Raw genomic sequence first — 20,692 nt, forward strand, 5'->3', positions numbered from 1 at the left:
CGATTATGCAGATCGAAGATGCGTTTTTGTCTATTGCCATCGCAAAACTGCAAAGCTAGGATGCCCGCCTGCTTCGCGAAATCCGCACCCCAAGGAGACACATTCAATGGACGCCACAACCACCACCGCGACCCAGGTCGCCACCGTCAAGCTGCTCATCGGCGGCAAGTTCGTCGAGTCGAAGACCACCGAGTGGCGCGACATCGTCAACCCGGCCACGCAGGAGGTGCTGGCCCGTGTGCCCTTCGCCACGCAGGCCGAGGTCGATGCCGCGGTGGCCTCGGCGCAGGAAGCCTTCAAGACCTGGAAGAAGACCGCCATCGGCGCCCGCGCCCGCATCTTCCTGAAGTACCAGCAACTGATCCGCGAGAACATGGGCGAGCTGGCCGCGATCCTCACGGCCGAGCAAGGCAAGACCCTGCCGGACGCCGAAGGCGACGTGTTCCGCGGCCTCGAAGTGGTGGAGCACGCGGCGAGCATCGGCAACCTGCAACTCGGCGAGATGGCCAACAACGTGGCCTCGGGCGTCGACACCTACACGCTGCTGCAACCGCTGGGCGTCTGCGCCGGCATCACGCCCTTCAACTTCCCCGCGATGATCCCGCTGTGGATGTTCCCGATGGCCATCGTCACCGGCAATACCTTCGTGCTGAAGCCCTCCGAGCAGGACCCGATGGTGACGATGCGCCTGTGCGAACTCGCGCTCGAAGCCGGCATCCCGCCCGGCGTGCTCAACGTCGTGCACGGCGGCGAAGCGGTGGTCAACGCGATCTGCGATCACAAGGGCATCAAGGCGATCTCCTTCGTCGGCTCGACCAAGGTCGGCACGCACGTTTACAACCGCGCCACGCCGACCGGCAAGCGCGTGCAATGCATGATGGGCGCGAAGAACCACGCCATCGTGATGCCTGACGCCAACAAGGAGCAGACACTCAACGCCCTGGCTGGCGCGAGCTTCGGCGCGGCGGGTCAGCGCTGCATGGCGGTGTCGGTGGCGGTGCTGGTGGGCGAGGCGCAGAAGTGGGTGCCGGACATGGTGGCCAAGGCGCAGACCTTGAAGATCGGCGCGGGCACGGAGAAGGGCGTCGACATCGGCCCGCTGGTGTCTTGCGCCGCGTACGACCGCGTCAACGGCCTGATCGAACGCGGCGTGGCCGACGGCGCCACGCTGGCCCTCGATGGCCGCAAGCCCGATGTGCCCGGCTACGAGAAGGGCAACTTCGTCGGCCCGACGGTGTTCGCTGACGTCAAGCCCGGCATGAGCATCTATGACCAGGAAATCTTCGGCCCCGTGCTGTGCCTGGCCAATGCCGAGAACATCGACGAAGCCATCGACATGATCAATGCCAACCCGAACGGCAACGGCACCGCGATCTTCACCCAGTCCGGCGCCGCGGCGCGCCGCTTCCAGGAAGACATCGACGTCGGCCAGGTCGGTATCAACGTGCCGATCCCGGTGCCGGTGCCGATGTTCTCCTTCACCGGCTCGCGCGCCTCGAAGCTGGGCGACCTCGGGCCTTACGGCAAGCAGGTGATCCTGTTCTACACGCAGACCAAGACGGTCACGTCGCGCTGGTTCGATGACAGCACGGTGAGCCATGGGGTCAACACCACGATCAGCCTGAAGTGAGGCGTCGGGGGTTGATGTGGGGCGTCCTGGCGGTGGCCTCGTTGACCCCGCTACCGATTTGGTCGCGACCGGCTTGCTTTGGATCGAGTGAAAGTCGGGTGTGTTGCAAGCCCGATGGGAACACGATGGAAATGAGGGCATGCGCAAGCCAGGATTTTTCTGTTGCCGACCGCGAACTGAACACGACCTACAAGGCTGTGATGCGCGCGTTGTCGCCGGATGCGCAAACGGCGTTACGCATCGAGCAGCGTGGGTGGCTGAAAAAGCTGGAGCCAGATTGCATCGCCGACGTAGGCGACCCGGCCACCAGTGGCACCATCTGGCCCCAGGAATTCACTGAATGCAAGACGCAGGCTACCAAGAAGCGCACGCAGGAGCTTCGCGCGCGGAACGCGATGCGCCAATGATCGAACAACGAGTGTGAGGCAGGGATTTGGACTTCGAACTGAGTGAAGAACAGCGCGCATTTGCGCAGACCGCTCGTGATTTCGCAGCGAGCGAATTCGCGCCCCATGCAGCACGCTGGGATGCCGAGGCCATCTTCCCCAAGGAGGCCATCGCCAAGGCCGGCGAACTCGGCTTCTGCGGCCTCTACGCACCGGAAAGCATCGACGGCCTCGCGCTGCCGCGCCTCGACGCCACGCTGGTGTTCGAGGAGATGGCCGCGATCGATCCGTCGACCACCGCCTTCATAACGATCCACAACATGGCGACCTGGATGCTCGGCACCTGGGGCACCGAGGACGTGCGCAAGCGCTGGGGCGCCGAGCTGACCAGCGGCCGCAAGCTGGCCTCGTACTGCCTCACCGAGCCGGGCGCGGGGTCCGATGCGGGATCGCTCAAGACCCGGGCCGAGGCGAAGGACGGTGGCTACCTCATCAACGGCGGCAAAGCCTTCATCTCCGGCGCCGGCTCGACCGATGTGCTGGTGCTGATGGCGCGCACCGGAGGGGGCGGTGCGGGTGGCATCTCGGCCTTCGCCGTGCCGGCCGATGCGCCGGGCGTGAGCTACGGCAAGAAGGAGCACAAGATGGGTTGGAACAGCCAGCCCACGCGCACCATCAACTTCGACAACGTGCATGTGCCTGCCGATCATCTTCTGGGCAGCGAAGGCGAGGGTTTCCGCATCGCGATGAAGGGCCTGGACGGCGGGCGCATCAACATCGCGACCTGTTCGGTGGGCGCAGCGCAAGGCGCACTCGATGCAGCCCGCCGCTACCTCAACGAACGCCAGCAGTTCGGCAAGCCCATCGCCAGTTTCCAGGCGCTGCAGTTCAAGCTGGCCGACATGGCCACCGAACTCGTCGCTGCGCGCCAGATGGTGCGACTGGCCGCATCGAAGCTCGACGCCGGCCATGCCGATGCGAGCACCTATTGCGCGATGGCCAAGCGCTTCGCCACCGACGCCGGCTTCAATGTCTGCAACGACGCGCTGCAGCTCCACGGCGGCTACGGCTACCTCAGCGAGTTCCCGCTGGAGCGCCTGGTGCGCGATGCCCGCGTGCACCAGATCCTCGAAGGCACCAACGAGATCATGCGTGTGATCGTCGCGCGCAAGCTGCTCGAGGGGGATGCGGATATTCGCTGAGAACCGATCCGGACTTCCGGATGCAGTGGACGCGAAGGTTTCGCGACGGACGCAAAAGGAATAGTCAGATCTTTTTTCTTTGACTTCTTTCGCGTCCTCTGCGGAACCTTCGCGTCCCCTGCATACGGTACCCGCATTCAGAGCAACTTGAAAAAAACCATGTCAGACCCCGTCGTCCTCTTCCACGAAATCAACACCGCCAGCGGCCAGCGCTTCGGCGTGGCCACGCTCAACTCACCGGCTTCGCTCAATGCGCTCGCCGTGGAGATGGTCGCGCTGCTCACGCCCAAGCTGCGCGAATGGGGGGACGACAACGGCATCGTCGGCGTGCTGCTGCAAGCCGCTGGCGAGAAGTCCTTTTGCGCGGGCGGGGACCTGCGCAAGCTCTACCAGACGCTGCTCGAAGTCGGACCGGCACGCAACGAATACGCCGAGCGCTACTTCGCTCAGGAGTACGAACTCGACCACCTGATCCACACCTTCCCCAAGCCCTTCCTGTGCTGGGCCCACGGCATCGTGATGGGCGGCGGCATCGGGCTCATGGCGGGCGCATCGCATCGCGTGGTCACGGCGCAAAGCCGGCTCGCGATGCCGGAGATCAACATCGGCCTGTACCCCGATGTCGGCGGCAGCTGGTTCCTGCGCCGCATGCCGGGCCGGGTGGGCCTGTTCCTGGCGCTCACGGGCGTCAACTTCAATGCGAGCGATGCGATCTTCTGCGGCCTGGCCGACTTGTTCGTGCCGCACGAGCGCAAGCAGCAGGTGCTCGATGCGATCGCGGAGGGTACGTGGACCGGCAATGCCAAGGCCGACCGCGCCGCGCTCTCGCGCATCCTGTTGCAGGCCGGGGAGGGCGCGGAGGCGCCGCCGTCGAAGGTGCGTGAACATTTCGACGAGATCAATGCCTTGATGGCCGGCGACGACCTGCTCGACATTGCGAAGCGCCTGCGCGGCTTGCGCAGTGAAGACAAGTGGATGCAGACCGCGGCCGACACGTTTACCAAAGGCGCGCCCAGCAGCGCGGCCCTGAGCTTCGAGTTGTGGCAACGCGTGCACCGCATGTCGCTTGCCGAGGTGTTCCGGCTCGAATACCAGGCCTCGCTCGGCTGCTGCGCCAACAAGGACTTCGCCGAGGGCATCCGCGCCCTGCTGGTCGACAAGGACCGCAACCCGAAGTGGACCCCCGCCACCCTCGAAGAGATCACGCCCGCTTTCATCGACGACCACCTGCGAGCGCGCGGCGCGATGGCGCCGGAGTTGGCGGGGATTGTGTGAGGAAAGAAATACGGATATCTGGACCAGAGGACGCAAAGGTTTCGCGAAAGACGCAAAGGGGATACCAGATTTTCTTTACTGAATTCTTTCGCGTCCTTCGCGGAACCTTCGCGTCCTTCGCGGCCGGTTGTCCGATCTCGAATTCACTACACCCCTGGAGACACACCACATGAAGATCGCATTCATCGGACTTGGCAACATGGGCGGCCCGATGGCCCTGAACCTGCGGAAGGCGGGCCACTCGCTCAGTGCCTTCGACCTTTCCACTGAAGCCTGCAAGAAGTTCGCGGCCGAGGGCCTGCCCATCGCCGCATCGGCCGCCGACACGGTCGCGGGCGCCGAAGTGGTCATCAGCATGTTGCCGGCCAGCGCGCATGTCGAAGGGCTCTACCTCGGCGGCGACGGCAAACCCGGCCTGCTCGAACACATCGCGCCCGGCACGCTGGTCATCGACAGCAGCACCATCGCTGCAGCCACCTCGCGCAAGGTCGCCGAAGCGGCTGGCAAGCGAGGAATCGCGGTCATCGATGCGCCGGTATCGGGCGGCACCGGCGGCGCCATCGCGGGCACGCTGACCTTCATGGTCGGCGGCAGCGCACAAGACCTGGAACGCGCCCGGCCGGTGCTCGAGAAGATGGGCGCCAACATCTTCCATGCAGGCGATGCCGGTGCCGGCCAGACGGCCAAGATCTGCAACAACATGCTGCTCGGCATCCTGATGATCGGCACCTCGGAGGCGCTCGCCCTCGGCGTGGCCAACGGGCTGGACCCGAAGGTGCTGTCCGAGATCATGCGTCGCAGTTCCGGCGGCAACTGGGCCCTGGAAAAGTACAACCCGATGCCCGGCGTGATGGAGACTTCGCCCGCGTCGAAGAACTACGCCGGCGGCTTCGGCACCGACCTGATGCTCAAGGATCTGGGCCTGTCGCAGGAAAACGCAACCGCGGTGCGCGCGGCCACGCCATTGGGCGGCATGGCGCGGAACCTGTACGCGGCGCACAGCCTCGCCGGGCATGGCGCACTGGATTTCTCCAGCGTCATCAAATTGGTGCAGAAAGCCGGGTGAGCGGAACGGCGGCGACTTGCCGTCCGGCAGGGAAAAAGTGCATGCTTTCGCCTTCGCAAATCTGAAGGGCCGACATGCAAACCAGCACGTGTGAGATCGCCGACCGCATCTACCGCATCTCGACTTGCGTCCCTGACGCGGCGCCTGGCGGCTTCACCTTCAACCAGTTCCTCATCGACGCCGACGAGCCGCTGCTCTTTCACACCGGGCTGCGGCAGATGTTCCCGCTCGTATCCGATGCGGTGTCGCGCATTGTTGCGTTGCCGCGCCTGCGCTGGATCACCTTCGGTCATGTCGAGGCGGACGAATGCGGTGCGATGAACGAGTTACTCGCCGCCGCGCCGCGGGCCCAGGTGGCGCACGGCGCGACCGGCTGCATGGTCTCGCTGGACGACCTGTGCGACCGGCCGCCGCGCAGGCTGGCCGATGGTGAAGTGATGGACCTGGGCGGCAAGCGTGTCAGGCACATCGACACGCCGCACGTCCCGCACAACTGGGAGGCACGCGTGCTGTTCGAGGAGAGCACGGGTACGCTGTTCTGCGGCGACCTCTTCACGCATTGCGGCGACGGCCCGGCCCTCGTCGAAGGCGACATCGTCGGCCCCGCGCTGGCGGCGGAAGAGTTGTTCCATGCCACCTCGCTTTCCCCGGCGACGGCGCCCACGATCCGGGCGCTCGCAAAGCTGGAACCGCAGACGCTGGCGTTGATGCACGGGTCATCCAGGCGCGGCCGCTGCGGTGAAGCGCTCGGTGAACTGGCCGATGCCTACGAGGCGATGATCCGGCCGCATTGACCAGGAAGCCGTGTACCCCGCAGCGAAGTAAGGCAGAGGGCCGAGCCACTGCTCTCGGCATGCCCCGTTCGGCGCTGGTCTACCTGTTGCGAAAGACGATCTCCTTCATCCGCGCCAGCTTGGGCGTGACGATCGGCACCGTCAGCATCGTGCTGCCCACGGCCATCAGCAGCAGGGCGGTGAAGGCGGCATTGGTGATCAGGGCCTTGTCGAGCAGCACGTTGGCGAAGACGATCATGATCAGCGCCTTGGTCTGCAGCATCCAGCCGATCAGGGAGCCTTCGCCGGGCTTCCACTGAAGCAGGCGGCCGGCGATGTGCGTGCCGATCAGCTTGCCGCTGACCGACGCCGCCAGCAGCACGGCCGCCGCGATGAACACCGCCACGCCGCCGGCCTCGAAGTTGGTGCGCAGCCCGGTGCTCAGGAAGTACACGGGCATCACCACCATGAGCAGCTTGTGGCGCAGCGAGTCCATGTCGGCCTGGTCGAACCAGTGCGAATCCATCACGGCGCCGGCGATGAAGGCGCCGACCATGTAGTGCAGGCCGCACCAGTCGGCGCCGAGCCCGCAGGCGGCCAGCCAGATGATGCCGACGTACCAGCGGTCCGGCTCCGGAATGCGCACCATCAGCCAGCGGAAAGCCGCGCTCGCTACGCCGAAGGCTGCAAGGAAAGCGACCTGACGGCCCACGCGTTCCCAGTCCAGCAGGATGAAGGCGAGCACGCCCCAGATCGCGATGTCGTCCAGGCTCGCATAGCGCAGGATGCGCTGGCCGATCGGCCGGCGGAAGATGTGCAGCTTCTCCATCAGCAGGATCAGGATCGGCAGCGAGGTGACAGCACACGACATGCCGATGCCCAGCACGAATTGCCAGGTCACGGCTTGCGCGCCGACCCAGCCCGGATACATCGCCATGCCGATCCCGGCCACGCCGCCGAGCACCAGCGGCACGCCCAGCGCCAGTCCTGCCGTGATGCTGCTTTCGCGCCGGTGCGTCCAGGCCTCGCGCAGGTCCAGCTCGATGCCTGCGATCCACACGAACAGCATTACGCCCCATTGCGCGATGGCGCTGAGCGACTGGATCACCGGCCCGTTGAAGACGAAGTGGTAGTAGTCCGGAAAGCTGGCGCCGAGCACGCCGGGCCCGAGCAGCACGCCGGTGATGATCTGCACGATCACCAGCGGCGCGAAGTACTCGGTGCGTCCCAGCCGCCAGATCAGGTAGGGGCCGGTGAAGATGATCAGCATCGCGATCAGGAAGATTTCGGAGGTACTCATTGGCGGGATCAAGGCGGAGGCGAGGTCGCGAAGCGGGGCGCAGTTTGCCACGGCAAAATTGCTCCCTGTTGACAACGGAACTCCGCGAGGTGCCATGAGCAACTATTGGCTGATGAAATCCGAGCCCGACGAATGCTCGATCGACGACGCGCTGGCCGCCCCCGACGCCACCGTGCCGTGGACCGGCGTGCGCAGCTACCAGGCCCGCAACTTCATGCGCGACGACATGAAGGTCGGCGACGGCGTGCTGTTCCATCACTCGAGCTGCCCCGAGCCTGGCATCTACGGCGTGGCCCGCGTGGCCTCCGGCACGCGGCCCGATCCGACACAGTTCGATGCCAAGTCGCCGTACTACGACGCCAAGTCGAAGCCCGAGGACCCGCGCTGGCTGCTGCTCGACGTGCAGGCTTTGCGCAAGACGCGTGTGCTGGCCTTGCCGGAAATGCGCGACACGCCTGCGCTGGCCGACATGCTGGTGCTGCGCAAGGGCAACCGGCTGTCGATCACGCCGGTCGAGGCGGCGCACTGGCACCTGATCGTCGACAAGATGTTGAAGTGATGGGGGGCATCCGGCAGGCCGGCGTCGAGGATGCGCCGGCGGTGGCCGCCGTGTTGCAGGAGGCTGCGCAATGGCTCGTGGATGGCGGCAGGGCGCTTTGGACGGCGGCGCATGTCAGCGACGAGCGTGTGCTGCGCGATGTCGAGGCGGGGCTGTTCTTCGCCGACTACCGCGACCGCGAGATCGTTGGCGTCAACAAGTTCGAACTGGAAGACGCGTACTTCTGGCCTGAGATCGAGCGCGGCACGTCGGCCTTCGTTCACAAGCTCGCGGTGCGCAGGCTGTGGGCGAGCCAGGGTGTCTCCACAGGGCTGCTCGCCTTCGCCAAGGCGCGTGCGAGAGGCATGGGGCTACCCTGGCTGCGCCTGGATTGCCGGGCGGATCGCACGCCGCTGCGCGCGTTGTATGAAGGCTTTGGCTTCACGTTGCACAGCGTCATCCACAAGGGCTCGTTGGCCTTTGCGCGCTACGAGCTTCGCACCGGCGTATAGCGAGACGCTGGTCAAATCCTCTTTGGACCATGTGTTCTCCGCTCTCACGCGCGGCGGGGATGCAAAAAGGGCCATGGCTTGGGCCGGTCACGGCCTCGGTACACCCTCGCCGAACAGTTGAACGATGGTGCGGCGCAGCCACGCATTGCCCGGATCCGCATGAAAGCGTTCGTGCCAATGCTGCTTGACCGCGTAAGCCGGCAGCGCGATCGGCGGCTCGACCATCTTCACCGGTTCCTGCGTTGCCAGGATCTGCCCGAGAATGCGCGGCACCACGACGATCAACTCGGTCTGCGCCACGATGCGCGCCACGCCCAGAAAGCTCGACAGCCGCACCGCGATGCGCCGCTCGATGCCGTGGCGCGCGATGGTCTTGTCGACGATCGCATGGCCGGTCCCTGAGGATGAAATGACGGCATGCGCCTCGGCCGCGAAGGCCTTCTTCGTGAGCCTGCTGCCGATGCGCGGATGGTCCTTCGCCACCAGGCAGACGAAGTTCTGGCGGAACAGCACCTGCTGGTAGAAGCCAGCCTCCAACTGCGGCATGAAACCGACGGCCAGATCGACCTCGCCGTCCTCCAGTCGGCGTCCGCTGGCGGTCGAGACGATCTCGGTCTCTATCTGCACGCCCGGCGCCTCGCGCCGCACATGATTCAACAGGCGCGGTAACAGCACCACCTCGCTGATGTCCGTGAGGCAGATGCGGAAGTGCCGCTGTGCCTGCCGGGGCTCGAACACGGCCTGGCTGCCGCGCGCCAAGGCGAGTTGCGCCAGCGCCTCACGCAGGGCGGGGTAGATCTCCTGTGCGTGCGGCGTCGGCTGCATGCCCTGCGCGGTGCGCGCGAAGAGCCGGTCGTCGAAGTGCACGCGCAGCTTGTTGAGCGCGGTGCTGGCCGCCGCCTGCGCGATGCCGAGCCGATCGGCCGCCTTCGACACGCTCGCGGTCTTGTAGACCTCGTCGAACACGGCCAGCCATTCCAGGTCTAGTTTTGCCATCGCAGATCTCCGGATCTTGAAATCGGAAGTTGAGCGAGCTTGCGATTCAGCGCGCCATTATTGAAAAACGCAATTCGAAGTATCCGCCAGTGTGCTTGATGGAATAGTGCCCACGGCGAACAATCCGCTCCATGAACACCGCCGTCGCCACCCGCCAAGCCCCACCTGCCCGCGCCCCAGGCCGCCAGGACTTCTACGACCGCATCAAGCCGCTCAGTCTCACGCCCCTGTGGGAAGAACTGCACGCGCTGGTGCCCCGCGAACCGCAGACGCCCTGCGTGCCGGCGATCTGGCGATACGACGAGATCCGGCCGTTCCTCATGGAATCGGCCGCGCTCATCACCGCGGAGGAAGCCGTGCGCCGCGTGCTGGTGCTGGAGAACCCGGCCATCCCGGGCCGCTCGTCGATCACGCAGTCGCTCTACGCGGGCCTGCAACTCATCATGCCGGGCGAGATCGCGCCCTCACACCGCCATGTGCAGTCCGCGCTGCGCTTCATCGTCGATGGCAAGGGCGCCTACACCACGGTGGGCGGCGAGCGCACCACGATGTACCCCGGCGACTTCATCATCACGCCTTCGTGGGCCTGGCATGACCACGGCAACGAAGGCATCGGCGGCAGCAGCGAGCCGGTGGTGTGGCTGGACGGCCTCGATATCCCGATGGTGCGCTTCTTCGACGCCGGCTTCGCCGAGAACGACGATGCGAAGGCACAGAAGGTGGCCGTGCCCGAGGGCCACAGCCTCGCGCGCTTCGGCCACAACATGGTGCCGGTCAAGCACGACCACCAGTCGCCGACCTCGCCGATCTTCAACTACCCCTATTCGCGCAGCCGCGAGGCGCTGGCCACGCTGCAACGCCAGGAAGCGCCCGACGCCTGGCAGGGCCACAAGCTGCGCTACATCAACCCGCTGACCGGCGGCTCGCCAATGCCGACGATCGCGACCTTCCTGCAACTGATGCCCAAGGGCTTTGCCGGCAAGACCCATCGTCAGACCGATGGCGCGGTCTACAGCGTGGTCGAAGGTCGCGGCACGGCGGAGATCGGCGGGCAGCGATTGGCCTTCGGCCCGCGTGACACCTTCGTCGTGCCTTCGTGGGCGCCTCTCAAGCTGTCGGCAGACGACGAGGTCGTGCTGTTCAGCTTCTCGGACCGGCCGGTGCAACAGGCCATCGGCATCCTGCGCGAAGCGTTTCTCCAAGACGCCTGACACGACCTTGCCTTCAAGCGCATAAGCACTGGATCGCCTTGTTCTGCGCTGGATTGCAAGGTCTTGTGGACCCCATTTTTCTTTCAACATTCGCCGCCATTGATGCGGCAGGAGACACCATGTCCTATGTGATCACCCCGCCGGCCGTCGTCGGCCTTCCGGTCGAAGGTTCGACCGACCTATTCCCGGTACGCCGCGTCTACTGCGTCGGCCGCAACTATGCGGCGCATGCCCGCGAGATGGGCTTCGACCCGGACCGCGAACCGCCATTCTTCTTCTGCAAGCCCAATGACGATGCCTCGGTGGTGCCGGTGCCCGCAGGCACCACGGCCACGCTGCCGTACCCGGGCCAGACGGCCAACTACCACTACGAGGCCGAACTCGTCGTGCTGATCGGCAAGGGCGGCAGCGACATCCCGGTCGCGCAGGCGGCCAGCCACATCTACGGCTATGCGGTCGGCCTCGACATGACGCGGCGCGACCTGCAGATGAAGATGCGCGAGCAGGGCCGCCCGTGGGAGATCGGCAAAGCCTTCGACCATTCCGCGCCCATCGGCCCGGTGCGGCCGATCGCCAAGATGGGCGAGTACAACGCCGGCGCCATCACGCTGGAAGTCGACGGCGCCACGCGCCAGAAGAGCGACATCCGCAACCTGATCTGGTCAGTGAGCGAAATCATCGCGAACCTCTCGACGCTGTTTGCGCTGCAGCCCGGCGACGTGATCTTCACCGGCACGCCGGAAGGTGTGGGCGCGGTGAAGCCGGGCGAGACCATCACCGTGCGCATCGACGGCTTCGCGCCGTTGTCCGTGCGCATCGCTTGAGGAGCAACGCACCATGACACATTCTGAACGTGCCTCCGTCCTGCTGGTCGGTGGCGGCATCGGCGGCCTGGCCACTGCGCTGTCGCTGGCGCGCCTCGGCCTCCGGGTCGAACTGCTGGAGCAGAGTTCTTCCATTGGCGAGATCGGCGCGGGCCTGCAACTCGGCCCGAATGCCTTCGCCGCGCTCGATGCCTTGGGCGTGGGCGACGAGGTGCGGCGCAAGGCTGTGTTCACTGATCGCCTGGTGATGATGGATGCGGTCGATGCCACGGAAGTGGCTTCGGTTCCCGTCGGAGAAAGCTTTCGCAAGCGCTTTGGCAACCCCTACGCGGTGAGTCATCGCGCCGACCTGCACGGCGCGATCTTCGATGCGGTGCGCAGCGATCCGCGCATCCGCTTCCACACCGGCGCCGCGGTGGCCGATGTCGACATCCGCGACGACGGCGTGACAGTGACCACGAAGGACGGTCGCCGCTTCAGCGCCGATGCCGTAGTGGGTTGCGATGGCGTGAAGTCGGTCGTGCGCGCCAAACTGGTCGGCGACGAGGCGCGCGTGTCGGGCCACGTGGTCTACCGCGCCGTCGTGCCCGCCGCCGACATGCCGCCGGAGTTGCGTCTGAACGCGCCGGTGGTGTGGGCCGGCCCCGACTGCCACCTGGTGCACTACCCGCTGCGCGCCGGCGAGCAGTACAACCTGGTCGTGACCTTCCACAGTCGCGACAAGGAAGAGTGGGGCGTCACCGAAGGCAGCAAGGAAGAAGTGCTGTCGTACTTCCAGGACATCCACGCGACGCCGCGCCAGCTGCTCGACCGCCCGACCTCCTGGAAGCGCTGGAGCACGGCCGATCGCGAGCCCGTGCTGGACTGGGGCAAAGGCGCCGCCACGCTGATTGGCGATGCGGCGCATCCGATGATGCAGTACCTCGCGCAGGGCGCCTGCATGGCGCTGGAAGATGCGGTCACGCTGGGCGAGGCCATCCGCGCATGCCGTTCGCTGGATGGCGTCGATGACCTGCCGCGCGCCTTCCGCCTCTACGAATCGGCGCGCGTGGCTCGCACCGCCCGCGTCGTGTTGTCGGTCCGCGAGATGGGCCGGCTCTATCACGCGAAGGGTGTGGAGCGCATCGTGCGCAACAGCCTGTGGCCGGGCCGCTCGGAACAGCGTTTCCACGACGCGGTCGAATGGCTCTATGGCTGGCGGCCCGAGCACTGCCTCGATGCCGCGACCGTGCAACCCGCCCCGCAAGAATCCCGTTTCCAACAAGAGACCGCCGAAACATCATGAAGACACGCTTCGCATTGGCCGCAATCGCCGCTGCCGTCATCAGCGGCCCGGTGCTGGCCCAGGCCACCGACTACCCCTCCAAGCCCGTCACCATCGTCACCCCCTTCGCCGCCGGCAGCGGTCCTGACGCAGTGCTGCGCCTGATCTCCGATAAGCTCGCCAAGCTCTGGAACCAGCGCGTGGTCGTCGACAACAAGCCCGGCGGCGCCGGCTTCATCGCCATCGAGCAGGCCACGCGCGCCGCACCCGATGGCTACACGCTGCTGCAACTCGACAGCGAACACCTGGCCGCGTTGCCGCATCTCTACAAGTCGCGCAACTTCAAGCCGCTGCAGACCTTCGACCCGGTGGCTTCGCTGTTCCGCACGCCCTTCTTCGTTGCGGTGCCGACCCAGTCGAAGTGGAAGTCCGTGGCCGACCTGATTGCCGACGCCAAGGCCAAGCCCGACACGCTGAGCTACGGCTCCTGGGGCATCGGCAGCCCGGGCCACCTGGGCGCGCAGCAACTCGAAGCGATGGCGGGTGGCCTGCGCATGCAACACGTGCCGTACAAGGAGGTGTCGCAGTTGTACGCCAGCGTCGGTGCCGGCGACATCGCCTGGGCCTTCGCCAGCATCCCGTCGAGCGCGGGCATCTACAAGGCCGGCAAGCTGCGCTACATCGCGGTCGCCGCGCCCAAGCGCGTGCCGCAGATGCCCGACGTGCCGACCATCGGCGAATCTGGCGGCCCGGCCGGTCTGGAGGTCAACTCCTTCGTGTCGCTGGTCGCACCCAAGGGCGTGCCCGCAGCCATCAAGGCAAAGATCAACGCCGACATGGCCAAGGTGATCGCCGACCCCGAGATCCGCGCCCGCTTCGACACCTTCGCCTTCGAGCCGCTGGCCTGGTCGCCGGAGGAGATCGCGCGCAACGTGGAGGCCAAGTCGAAGGTGTATGGGGAGCTGGTGGTCCGGGGAAATATCAGCCTGGATTGAGGTGCCTGTGAAATCCGCGCAGTTCCCCCAACCGCACAGCGACGCAAGCCCAGCAGGTGGGTGGCGGTAGGGACGGAGATTGCTCATTGCCCCCGCACAGATCCGTACGTGCGGCACGGCCGCATACGGATCCTGCCTTGAGGCGAAGCGTTGGTGCGGATCCGGGTGGAGCCCTCGAGCCTGCGGGAGGTCGCGCTCGACCAGACGCCCTAACCGGCCCGGGGCATTCGTCCACACTGGCCTCGCCGTTGTGGCGCTATGCCCGAGACACGTCCTTGCGGAACGCATCCCAGCGGTCAACATTGCCCCGGTGCGGCGTGGTGCTGGCCCCTCATGCTGACTTCGACGGCATCCGAATTCCTATTCGTACTCGCAGTCCTGCTCCCCATTCTCGAAGACTGGCGATGGTGTCTTGCCATTCAGTGGGCCAGATCACAATCATCACGCGGACTTGTTGGCGGCCTCTTGGAAAGGCTAGGGAAAGTGGGGAGATCGAGCAACAAATGAATGGAATATGCTGCGCGGATTCGCGATCTGCTCCTGTCTCTGTACCGGAGTCTGCCCGATGGGTGGTCAATCCGCCGCTGGCTTGCCTGGCGATCCTGGTCTCCTTCCCATCGCTTTTCAATCTGATTCAAGCTCATCGCACCTTCGCTCATTCGATGCCGTTGCTTGCCGGACACCACGTTGCGTGTTCCGGTTGGCGTCGATGCAGGCGCTGATTGCTCCCGGCAGCCGACCCCGACGCCAGCATTGCTCGAATAACACTCAAGCTCGCGATTGCGAGTACTGTTTTTGGCGCGAAACGACCCTACACTTTCGTCACTGTCACGCCGGCCGGGCAGGCGAAGTCCATCGCCCGGACGTCGCCTGTGCAATGCAGCCCCATTTCATAGTCCAAGGAGGAAACCCGTGCTCAATTCCGCTGCCATATCCTGGTGCAGCGCCTCTCTCGCGCCCGACGAACTTTCTGTTTGTTTCCCGGGCGGAGGGACGTGCTGTGCGCTGCCCCTGGCAGCCCCGCGTCACGATGCGCCTTGCATCCAACGCATGAATCAACAGTGGGGGTCGTGCGCAAATGCAGCAGCCTGATACCGGCAACAGTGTGTGGGGATGGATGAAGCGCAAGTCGTTCAACTGGATGCTGCGCAAGCAGGCCCGGCCCATGTGGTTGCGCCCCAATCTCACGGCGGCGGACATGCAGCACTTCGTGGATCAGCTGGGTGCCCGGCTGCCCGCGCGCGATGCCATGCCTGGCCGGCCCGAATACATCCCGCAGCATTGCGAAGGCGAATGGTTCGAGCCTGTCGGCATTGCGCCCAAGCGGGTCTTGCTGTACTTGCACGGCGGCGCCTGGATCACGCGTGCACCACGCGTCTACCGCGGGTTTGCGCGTCGCCTGGCCCAGCAACTCGAGGCGCGCGTCTTCCTGCCGGACTATCGGCTTGCGCCCGAGTTCCGTTTTCCGGTGGGCTCTGACGACTGCCTGGCCGCGTACAAGCACGTGTTGGCGCAGGGGGTTTCCCCTTCGCAGTTCTTGATCGGTGGTGATTCCGCGGGCGGGAACCTGACCTTGGTGACCCTGCTGCGCGCGCGCGACGAAGGCCTGCCGTTGCCAGCCTGCGCCTTCACGTTTTCGGCCGCGACCGATCTGGCGTTCACAGGTGATTCGGTTCGCATGAATGCGTTGAAGGACGTGATGTTCATGCCGCAGGCTGCCGCCTTTGTGCAGTCGCAATACCTGAACGATCCTGCAGAGGTGAACAATCCGTGGGCTTCGCCCCTCTACGGCGACCTGAAAGGCCTGCCGCCCTTGCTGATGCAAGTGAGCGATACCGAATTGCTGCTCGACGATTCGCGCCGCTTCGTGGACAAGGTCCGCGCTGCGGGTGGTCGCGCCGAGCTTTCCATCTGGCCCGACCTGCCGCACGTGTTCCAGGTCGCCAGGTTCCTCAATGAATCCCAGGCCGGCCTGAATCAGGTGGAGGCCTTTGTCAGGCATATCACAACAAGCAACTCGAAGGAGACGACAACATGAGCCGACCCATACCTACCATTGACATGCTGTTCATGCTCGCGGAATCGCGAGATACGCCGCAGCATGTGGCCGGAGTATTGCTGTTCGACAATCCGACCGCCAAGTCGGGCTGGACGATCCAGGATCTGGTGCAGCGCTATCGCGACGCGAAGCCCATCTACCCGTTCAACGTCATCCCGAAGCTCTCGCTGTCGGCGCGTCCGCGCTGGGTTGATGCGGCGGACATGGACATGACGTATCACGTGCAGCATCACGCGCTGCCGGCGCCGGGCTCGGACAAGCAGCTCGACGAGCTGGTGGAGCGCTGGCACAGCGTGGTGTTCGATCGCGGCCAGCCGCTGTTCCAGCTGTGCATCGTCGAAGGGGTCTCGAACAATCGCTTCGCCATCTACGTCAAGATCCATCACTCGATCATCGATGGCGCCTCGGCCATTGCGCGCATCCTGGCGGGCGTCAGCGCTGACCCGACCGATCCGATCGGCTTGCCCTTCTATGCCGTCAAGGTCGGCACCAAGCCCCGCGAGCCTGCGCCGAAGGGCCTGGTGTCCCTGCTGGGAGGCACCACCAACGATTTGCTCAATCGCTACAAGGTGGCGATGGACCTATCGACCAGCTTCTGGAAGAAGGCGCTGGCGCGCGCGGGCGGTGCCCCGGCTTCCGGCAGCCTGCCTTTCGAGGCACCGATGACGCTGTTCAATGTGCCGATCCTGCATGGCCGCTCGTTTGCACGCGTGACGATGCCGCTGGAGCCGATGCGCCAGGCGGGCAAGGCGGCCGGCGGTACGTTGAACGACGTGGCAATGGCGTTGGTCGATTCGGCGGTGCACACCTATCTGAGGGAGCGCAAGCAGCCACTGGACAAGCGCTTGCTGGCGCTGGTTCCCGTTTCGCTGCGCGAGCCCGGCGACCTCGAAGCCACGACCCGGATCTCCGCGGTGGTGGTTCCGATGGGTGATTCCGAGTCGGCCATGGCGCCGCGCCTGAAGCAGATCGTGGAAGGCATGAAGGACGCCAAGACCGAGGTCAAGGGCATGTCGAAGGCCGCCGCCGGCGGCTACAGCGTGGCCCTGTATGCCTTGGCCCAGGGTCTTGGCAAGCTGGGCGTCAAGCGTCCGCTGGCGAACATGGTGATCTCGAACGTGCCGGGCGCGAACAAGCAGATGTACCTGGGCGGCTCGCCGATGCTCGCGGTGTATCCGGTGAACGTGTTGAGCGTTGGCATGGGCCTGAGCGTCACGCTGGTGTCGAATGCCGGTCAGGTGAATGTGGGCGTCACTTCGCAGAACAAGACGATTCCCGATCCGCAGCACCTCGCCAGCTTGATGGTCCAGGCACTGGAAGAACTCACGTCGGGCAAGTCGCCGGCACCGGCACCCGCGGCACAGCCGGTCGAAGACGTGCCAGTCAAGCGTGTCCGCAAGGCGCCTGCCAAGAAGGAAGTCGCGGTGGTTGCAAAGCCACGCCGTGCGGCAGCCAAGGCAGCCAGCGCGCCGGCCAAGAAGGCACCCGCGCGCAAGCGTGCCAAGCCGGTCGCTCCTGTGGCCGCAGGCGCGCCGGCCGACGTTCCAGCCGACACCACCCCGACGGTGGTTCCGGCCGAAACGCCCGCTACTTGAGGGGTTGAGCGCCGGCCGGCGCCATGTCGCCGGCGGTGTGATGCCAGGGTCACGCGGTTTCAAGAAAAGCCTGCTGTTCGATTCGACAGCAGGCTTTTTTGTCGTGATTCGCCGGCGTCCTTCATCAGCATGCGACTTTTTCCGGCACGTCGGATCACGCGCGCCGGCACTCTCCGTTCACCTGCCACGGAGATCACCATGACGCCTGCTACGGAATCCGCGACCCATCACTCCCTGCCGTTCATCGACGTCACCGAGCCCCGGCAGATCCTGTTCTGGACCCGGGAATTCGGCGTGTCGGAGATGCAATTGCGTTATGCAGTGGCCGCGGCAGGCGAATCGCTGCAAGACATTCGCGACTACCTGGGGCTCAAGTAGCGTGGTGCGCTGCTCCTATACGACTTTGCAATCCATCGCAGAACAAGGTGGAGCGCCGCAGACAGTGCGATGTGCTGAAGCACGGCAAGGCGATCCGACGCAGTCATGCGGTTGATTGCGAAGTCGTCTCACAGGCGGCGGTGCGGATTGGGATAGATCAGCGTGCCGAGCGCCCTTCGGGTGAAGGGCTTCCAGGCGCCTTCCGGCTGCGCGAGGCGGTCGGCAATGGCAAACAGGACCGTGGGATTGGCGCCCAGTCCGACGTGGCTCGCAAAGACCTCGACGTTCTCCGCGGTCGGGCCGGGCTTTTCAAGGCTGCCGCGCCAGGCGACGACGCCGTCGCTGCGGCTGAAGATGGAGGTGGTCGGCACCGGCGGCGTCGGCCGCACATGCCTCATGCGGGTCTGGTCGTCCGAACTCTGGCCGCTCACGTCTTCGTAGATGTGCCAGGCGTTCGTCGAACGCGGGCCGGCGGCAAACGGGCTGCCGAGCGTGATGACGCAGCGAACCAGGCCCGGACGCCTGGTTGCCAGCAGTCGCGCATAGGCGCCGCCCAGGCTCCAGCCGACCAGGCTGACCTTGCGGCCGGTTTGCTTGTGCAGCGTCTCGAGGAGGTTGAACATGCCGGCTTCGACACCGTCCCGCGGACCGAGGTTGCGCCCCAGGCCCCAGCCATGCACGTCGTAGCCGCGCCCGCGCAGGTAGCGGCGCAGCAACTGCGTCGACCGGTCGCCGGCGCCCAGTCCAGGCAGGACCACCACGGGATGCCCGTCGCCCTTGGGGGCGAGCTTGAGCAGTGGCCAGAGCGACAAGGTGGCACCCAACTCCCAGCCTGCGCGAAGTTCGGCAATCTGCAGCAGACGCGAAGGGGGTGCGATGGGGGGTGGGGAAGCGGGACGAGCCATGGAACTCTGGAGGTCGGGGGCAGCGTTGCGGTGCGTTGCTATTGCACGTATTTGGAACGCAGGTAGTCGAGGTATGCGCGCGACTGCGGGTCGACATAGGGCGTGAGCAAGGTCAGCGTGTAGTAGGCGGCGAGTCCGGTGTCGGACGGCCGTGCCGAGTTCGCATTTTGAGTGACCAGCCGCTCGAACGACAGCCAGCAGGTGGTGGTGAAGACGAGTTGCAGCGCCAGCATCTCGGCCTCGTCGGCGGAGGCATCGATGACGCGCAGGGCGGCAAGGTTCTCGCACAGCGCGCGGGCGGTCAGCAGGTTGCGCGCCATCTGCGCGCGGGACTTGGCGGCCGTCTCGGGATATTCGCTCTCGAGGTGGGCCATGTCGCGGTACACGAATCGGTATTCGTTGATGGCCTCGAAGCGCAAGTGCAGCGCCAGCCAGAGATCGTCGATGGCGCGAATGCCGACGCCGGCCTCGTCGATGGTGATGAGCCGGTCGTCGAAACGCCGGAACAGCCATTCGACAATCAGTCGCTTGGTCTTGAAGTGATAGTGGAGGTTGCCTGTGCTGATACCCATTTCAGCGGCAATGCGGTGCGTGGAAACGGACGGCAATCCGTGCGTGTTGAATAGCGCCAGACTCGTTTGAAGAATCCGCTCACGGGTGTTGGAACTGGCCACGGGCGATACCGGCGCGATGCGCGTCGCAGGAGGTCAGCGTTTGCGGCGGGGTTGCGCCTGCGCGAGCGCCTTGTCGCGCTCTTCGATCAATTGGTTCACCTGCCTGCGCAAGCTGGCCAATTCTTCAGCGGTGGGAATGCCGAGCCGCACCAAGGCGGCGGCGATGCGCTGGTCGAACACGTCCTCGAGCTTGCGAAAGCCGAGGGTGTCGCCCAGCGTGTCGAGAGGCGTCCGGTTGCCGGCGGGGCGCGCCGGGACGGGCGTGCCCTTGGGGATGCCGAGCAGCGACTCGACGACCCGGTTCTGGTGGTTGCGTGCGTCGCCGAGAACCTTGAGGCCCACGGTCAGCAGGTTCTCGCCCGCAGCGCCTGTCGTGTCTGTTGCCGGCTCCTTGGCCTTGACCTTTCGCGCATCAATCGAAGCGGAAGTGGTCTTGGGTTTGGGGCTCTTCGAGGCAACAGTTTTCTTGGCGGTGGGCGAGGGCATGCGAACTTTCGTGGATGCGCCCAATTTCAAGGCGCAGGCATGCAGCCTATCAGGACTTAGGCCTTGCGAGCAGCGCGACGTGCCGGCTTGGCAACGACAGCAACTTCGGTGCTTTCTTCAACGACGGTGCCGATGCGGGCTTCGAGGGACTTGGCGCCTTCGGCAACCTTGTCGGCGACTTGCGAAGCCAGCGTGGCGACCGGTGCGTACAGGGCACGCACTGCGTCGAGGTTGGCGATCTGGAAAGCGGATTCGACGCGAGCGACGGTGCTGTCGATCGACTGGATGCCGCTGTTGGCGCGCGTGGCGATCGTGTCGATGGCTTGGTCAGCGCGGTCGTAGGCGGTTTGCACGCCCTTGAGCATGAAGCCAGCCAGGACGTCTTGTGCGTTCACGAGCTCCGACTTGATCTGGTCGTTGACCAGGGGCAGCGAACGGGCTTCCAGCGCCGTGACGAAACGGCTCTTGGCGCTGTCGAGCACGCGCTCGACGGTGGCGCGGTAGGCCTGGTTCAGGGTCTTGCCAGCAGCGCTGTACTGGTCAACGATGTGGGTGGCAACGGTAGCGAGGGATTGGTTCGACATGATTTTTTCCTGTGGAAGGTTGTTTGGAATGAACGTATG

Annotated in this window: 22 protein-coding genes; 15 read left to right on the forward strand and 7 right to left on the reverse strand. The window is 65.4% G+C overall.

Annotated features, from left to right (window positions below; translation table 11 throughout):
- Nucleotides 1-106: 106 nt before the first annotated feature.
- The 6 genes from WKW82_RS12675 (at nucleotide 107) to WKW82_RS12700 (ending at nucleotide 6,353) form a co-directional block, all read left to right on the forward strand.
- Nucleotides 107-1,630, forward strand: a complete 1,524-nt coding sequence (locus WKW82_RS12675; RefSeq protein WP_340342635.1) for a CoA-acylating methylmalonate-semialdehyde dehydrogenase — start codon at nucleotides 107-109, stop codon at nucleotides 1,628-1,630.
- A gap of 14 nt (nucleotides 1,631-1,644) precedes the next feature.
- Nucleotides 1,645-2,037, forward strand: a complete 393-nt coding sequence (locus WKW82_RS12680; RefSeq protein ID WP_340342636.1) for a lysozyme inhibitor LprI family protein — start codon at nucleotides 1,645-1,647, stop codon at nucleotides 2,035-2,037.
- A 26-nt stretch (nucleotides 2,038-2,063) separates the two neighbouring features.
- Entirely contained in the window at nucleotides 2,064-3,218 is a 1,155-nt protein-coding gene (locus WKW82_RS12685) for an acyl-CoA dehydrogenase family protein (RefSeq protein ID WP_340342637.1), read from the forward strand.
- A gap of 159 nt (nucleotides 3,219-3,377) precedes the next feature.
- The gene (locus WKW82_RS12690) at nucleotides 3,378-4,493 is read left to right on the forward strand and encodes an enoyl-CoA hydratase/isomerase family protein (protein WP_340342638.1); all 1,116 of its coding nucleotides are present in this window, start codon (nucleotides 3,378-3,380) and stop codon (nucleotides 4,491-4,493) included.
- 169 nt (nucleotides 4,494-4,662) lie between these two features.
- Nucleotides 4,663-5,559, forward strand: a complete 897-nt coding sequence (gene mmsB / locus WKW82_RS12695) for a 3-hydroxyisobutyrate dehydrogenase (RefSeq protein WP_340342639.1) — start codon at nucleotides 4,663-4,665, stop codon at nucleotides 5,557-5,559.
- Between the two features lie 74 nt (nucleotides 5,560-5,633).
- Nucleotides 5,634-6,353 carry an oxygen-binding di-iron domain-containing protein gene (locus tag WKW82_RS12700; RefSeq protein WP_340342640.1) on the forward strand — a complete coding sequence of 240 codons (720 nt, stop codon included), beginning with the start codon at nucleotides 5,634-5,636 and terminating at the stop codon, nucleotides 6,351-6,353.
- A 79-nt stretch (nucleotides 6,354-6,432) separates the two neighbouring features.
- Here WKW82_RS12700 and WKW82_RS12705 read toward each other — a convergent pair whose 3' ends face one another.
- On the reverse strand, nucleotides 6,433-7,632 hold the full coding sequence (locus WKW82_RS12705; protein WP_340342641.1) for a cation:proton antiporter: 1,200 nt from the start codon (nucleotides 7,630-7,632) through the stop codon (nucleotides 6,433-6,435).
- Nucleotides 7,633-7,726: 94 nt separating this feature from the next.
- Between WKW82_RS12705 and WKW82_RS12710 the strand changes: the two genes are divergently transcribed.
- Both WKW82_RS12710 and WKW82_RS12715 read left to right on the forward strand, forming a co-directional pair.
- Nucleotides 7,727-8,191 (forward strand): EVE domain-containing protein, encoded by a 465-nt coding sequence (locus tag WKW82_RS12710; protein ID WP_340342642.1) that lies wholly within the window; start codon nucleotides 7,727-7,729, stop codon nucleotides 8,189-8,191.
- Complete coding sequence (locus WKW82_RS12715) at nucleotides 8,191-8,682, forward strand: GNAT family N-acetyltransferase (protein ID WP_340342643.1); 492 nt, start codon at nucleotides 8,191-8,193, stop codon at nucleotides 8,680-8,682. The genes WKW82_RS12710 and WKW82_RS12715 overlap by 1 nt, the downstream gene beginning before the upstream one ends.
- A gap of 87 nt (nucleotides 8,683-8,769) precedes the next feature.
- Here WKW82_RS12715 and WKW82_RS12720 read toward each other — a convergent pair whose 3' ends face one another.
- Nucleotides 8,770-9,678: a LysR family transcriptional regulator gene (locus WKW82_RS12720; protein ID WP_340342644.1), complete on the reverse strand. Its 909-nt coding sequence runs from the start codon at nucleotides 9,676-9,678 to the stop codon at nucleotides 8,770-8,772.
- 131 nt (nucleotides 9,679-9,809) lie between these two features.
- Here WKW82_RS12720 and gtdA point away from each other — a divergent pair, with 131 nt between their 5' ends.
- The 6 genes from gtdA to WKW82_RS12750 all read left to right on the forward strand — a co-directional run bounded on the left by gtdA (nucleotide 9,810) and on the right by WKW82_RS12750 (nucleotide 17,626).
- A complete protein-coding gene (gene gtdA / locus WKW82_RS12725; RefSeq protein WP_340342645.1) occupies nucleotides 9,810-10,889 on the forward strand; it encodes a gentisate 1,2-dioxygenase in 1,080 nt (359 codons plus the stop codon).
- Between the two features lie 119 nt (nucleotides 10,890-11,008).
- Nucleotides 11,009-11,713 (forward strand): fumarylacetoacetate hydrolase family protein, encoded by a 705-nt coding sequence (locus WKW82_RS12730; protein WP_340342646.1) that lies wholly within the window; start codon nucleotides 11,009-11,011, stop codon nucleotides 11,711-11,713.
- Between the two features lie 13 nt (nucleotides 11,714-11,726).
- Nucleotides 11,727-12,998, forward strand: coding sequence for a 3-hydroxybenzoate 6-monooxygenase (locus tag WKW82_RS12735; protein ID WP_340342647.1), 1,272 nt, complete (start codon nucleotides 11,727-11,729; stop codon nucleotides 12,996-12,998).
- Entirely contained in the window at nucleotides 12,995-13,972 is a 978-nt protein-coding gene (locus WKW82_RS12740) for a Bug family tripartite tricarboxylate transporter substrate binding protein (protein ID WP_340342648.1), read from the forward strand. Before WKW82_RS12735 ends, WKW82_RS12740 begins: the two co-directional genes overlap by 4 nt.
- Nucleotides 13,973-15,050: 1,078 nt before the next feature.
- Complete coding sequence (locus tag WKW82_RS12745) at nucleotides 15,051-16,010, forward strand: alpha/beta hydrolase (protein ID WP_340342649.1); 960 nt, start codon at nucleotides 15,051-15,053, stop codon at nucleotides 16,008-16,010.
- Nucleotides 16,007-17,626, forward strand: a complete 1,620-nt coding sequence (locus tag WKW82_RS12750; RefSeq protein ID WP_340342650.1) for a wax ester/triacylglycerol synthase family O-acyltransferase — start codon at nucleotides 16,007-16,009, stop codon at nucleotides 17,624-17,626. The genes WKW82_RS12745 and WKW82_RS12750 overlap by 4 nt, the downstream gene beginning before the upstream one ends.
- 59 nt (nucleotides 17,627-17,685) lie before the next feature.
- On the opposite strand, the gene WKW82_RS12755 is transcribed toward WKW82_RS12750, so the two are convergent.
- The gene (locus WKW82_RS12755; RefSeq protein WP_340342651.1) at nucleotides 17,686-17,826 is read right to left on the reverse strand and encodes a hypothetical protein; all 141 of its coding nucleotides are present in this window, start codon (nucleotides 17,824-17,826) and stop codon (nucleotides 17,686-17,688) included.
- Here WKW82_RS12755 and WKW82_RS12760 point away from each other — a divergent pair.
- Nucleotides 17,825-18,004, forward strand: a complete 180-nt coding sequence (locus WKW82_RS12760; protein WP_340342652.1) for a DUF3606 domain-containing protein — start codon at nucleotides 17,825-17,827, stop codon at nucleotides 18,002-18,004. The genes WKW82_RS12755 and WKW82_RS12760 overlap by 2 nt on opposite strands.
- A 128-nt stretch (nucleotides 18,005-18,132) precedes the next feature.
- On the opposite strand, the gene WKW82_RS12765 is transcribed toward WKW82_RS12760, so the two are convergent.
- From WKW82_RS12765 to WKW82_RS12780, 4 genes are read right to left on the reverse strand one after another with little or no spacing between them, the layout of a single operon-like run.
- Complete coding sequence (locus WKW82_RS12765) at nucleotides 18,133-18,909, reverse strand: esterase/lipase family protein (protein WP_340342653.1); 777 nt, start codon at nucleotides 18,907-18,909, stop codon at nucleotides 18,133-18,135.
- A 38-nt stretch (nucleotides 18,910-18,947) separates the two neighbouring features.
- Entirely contained in the window at nucleotides 18,948-19,583 is a 636-nt protein-coding gene (locus WKW82_RS12770; protein WP_340342654.1) for a TetR/AcrR family transcriptional regulator, read from the reverse strand.
- Between the two features lie 33 nt (nucleotides 19,584-19,616).
- Nucleotides 19,617-20,069, reverse strand: a complete 453-nt coding sequence (locus WKW82_RS12775; protein ID WP_340342655.1) for a phasin family protein — start codon at nucleotides 20,067-20,069, stop codon at nucleotides 19,617-19,619.
- A 56-nt stretch (nucleotides 20,070-20,125) separates the two neighbouring features.
- Nucleotides 20,126-20,653, reverse strand: a complete 528-nt coding sequence (locus tag WKW82_RS12780) for a hypothetical protein (RefSeq protein WP_340342656.1) — start codon at nucleotides 20,651-20,653, stop codon at nucleotides 20,126-20,128.
- Between the last annotated feature and the right edge of the window lie 39 nt (nucleotides 20,654-20,692).

The sequence above is a fragment of the Variovorax rhizosphaerae genome (genome assembly GCF_037889975.1).
GTDB lineage: Bacteria > Pseudomonadota > Gammaproteobacteria > Burkholderiales > Burkholderiaceae_C > Variovorax > Variovorax rhizosphaerae.

Coding starts and splice junctions, on each gene's coding strand:
- WKW82_RS12675 (WP_340342635.1), top strand. CDS start 107: ATGGACGCCACAACCACCACCGCGACCCAGGTCGCCACCGTCAAGCTG.
- WKW82_RS12680 (WP_340342636.1), top strand. CDS start 1,645: ATGTGGGGCGTCCTGGCGGTGGCCTCGTTGACCCCGCTACCGATTTGG.
- WKW82_RS12690 (WP_340342638.1), top strand. CDS start 3,378: ATGTCAGACCCCGTCGTCCTCTTCCACGAAATCAACACCGCCAGCGGC.
- mmsB (WP_340342639.1), top strand. CDS start 4,663: ATGAAGATCGCATTCATCGGACTTGGCAACATGGGCGGCCCGATGGCC.
- WKW82_RS12700 (WP_340342640.1), top strand. CDS start 5,634: ATGCAAACCAGCACGTGTGAGATCGCCGACCGCATCTACCGCATCTCG.
- WKW82_RS12705 (WP_340342641.1), bottom strand. CDS start 7,632: ATGAGTACCTCCGAAATCTTCCTGATCGCGATGCTGATCATCTTCACC.
- WKW82_RS12710 (WP_340342642.1), top strand. CDS start 7,727: ATGAGCAACTATTGGCTGATGAAATCCGAGCCCGACGAATGCTCGATC.
- WKW82_RS12715 (WP_340342643.1), top strand. CDS start 8,191: ATGGGGGGCATCCGGCAGGCCGGCGTCGAGGATGCGCCGGCGGTGGCC.
- WKW82_RS12720 (WP_340342644.1), bottom strand. CDS start 9,678: ATGGCAAAACTAGACCTGGAATGGCTGGCCGTGTTCGACGAGGTCTAC.
- gtdA (WP_340342645.1), top strand. CDS start 9,810: ATGAACACCGCCGTCGCCACCCGCCAAGCCCCACCTGCCCGCGCCCCA.
- WKW82_RS12730 (WP_340342646.1), top strand. CDS start 11,009: ATGTCCTATGTGATCACCCCGCCGGCCGTCGTCGGCCTTCCGGTCGAA.
- WKW82_RS12735 (WP_340342647.1), top strand. CDS start 11,727: ATGACACATTCTGAACGTGCCTCCGTCCTGCTGGTCGGTGGCGGCATC.
- WKW82_RS12740 (WP_340342648.1), top strand. CDS start 12,995: ATGAAGACACGCTTCGCATTGGCCGCAATCGCCGCTGCCGTCATCAGC.
- WKW82_RS12745 (WP_340342649.1), top strand. CDS start 15,051: ATGCAGCAGCCTGATACCGGCAACAGTGTGTGGGGATGGATGAAGCGC.
- WKW82_RS12750 (WP_340342650.1), top strand. CDS start 16,007: ATGAGCCGACCCATACCTACCATTGACATGCTGTTCATGCTCGCGGAA.
- WKW82_RS12760 (WP_340342652.1), top strand. CDS start 17,825: ATGACGCCTGCTACGGAATCCGCGACCCATCACTCCCTGCCGTTCATC.
- WKW82_RS12755 (WP_340342651.1), bottom strand. CDS start 17,826: ATGGTGATCTCCGTGGCAGGTGAACGGAGAGTGCCGGCGCGCGTGATC.
- WKW82_RS12765 (WP_340342653.1), bottom strand. CDS start 18,909: ATGGCTCGTCCCGCTTCCCCACCCCCCATCGCACCCCCTTCGCGTCTG.
- WKW82_RS12775 (WP_340342655.1), bottom strand. CDS start 20,069: ATGCCCTCGCCCACCGCCAAGAAAACTGTTGCCTCGAAGAGCCCCAAA.
- WKW82_RS12780 (WP_340342656.1), bottom strand. CDS start 20,653: ATGTCGAACCAATCCCTCGCTACCGTTGCCACCCACATCGTTGACCAG.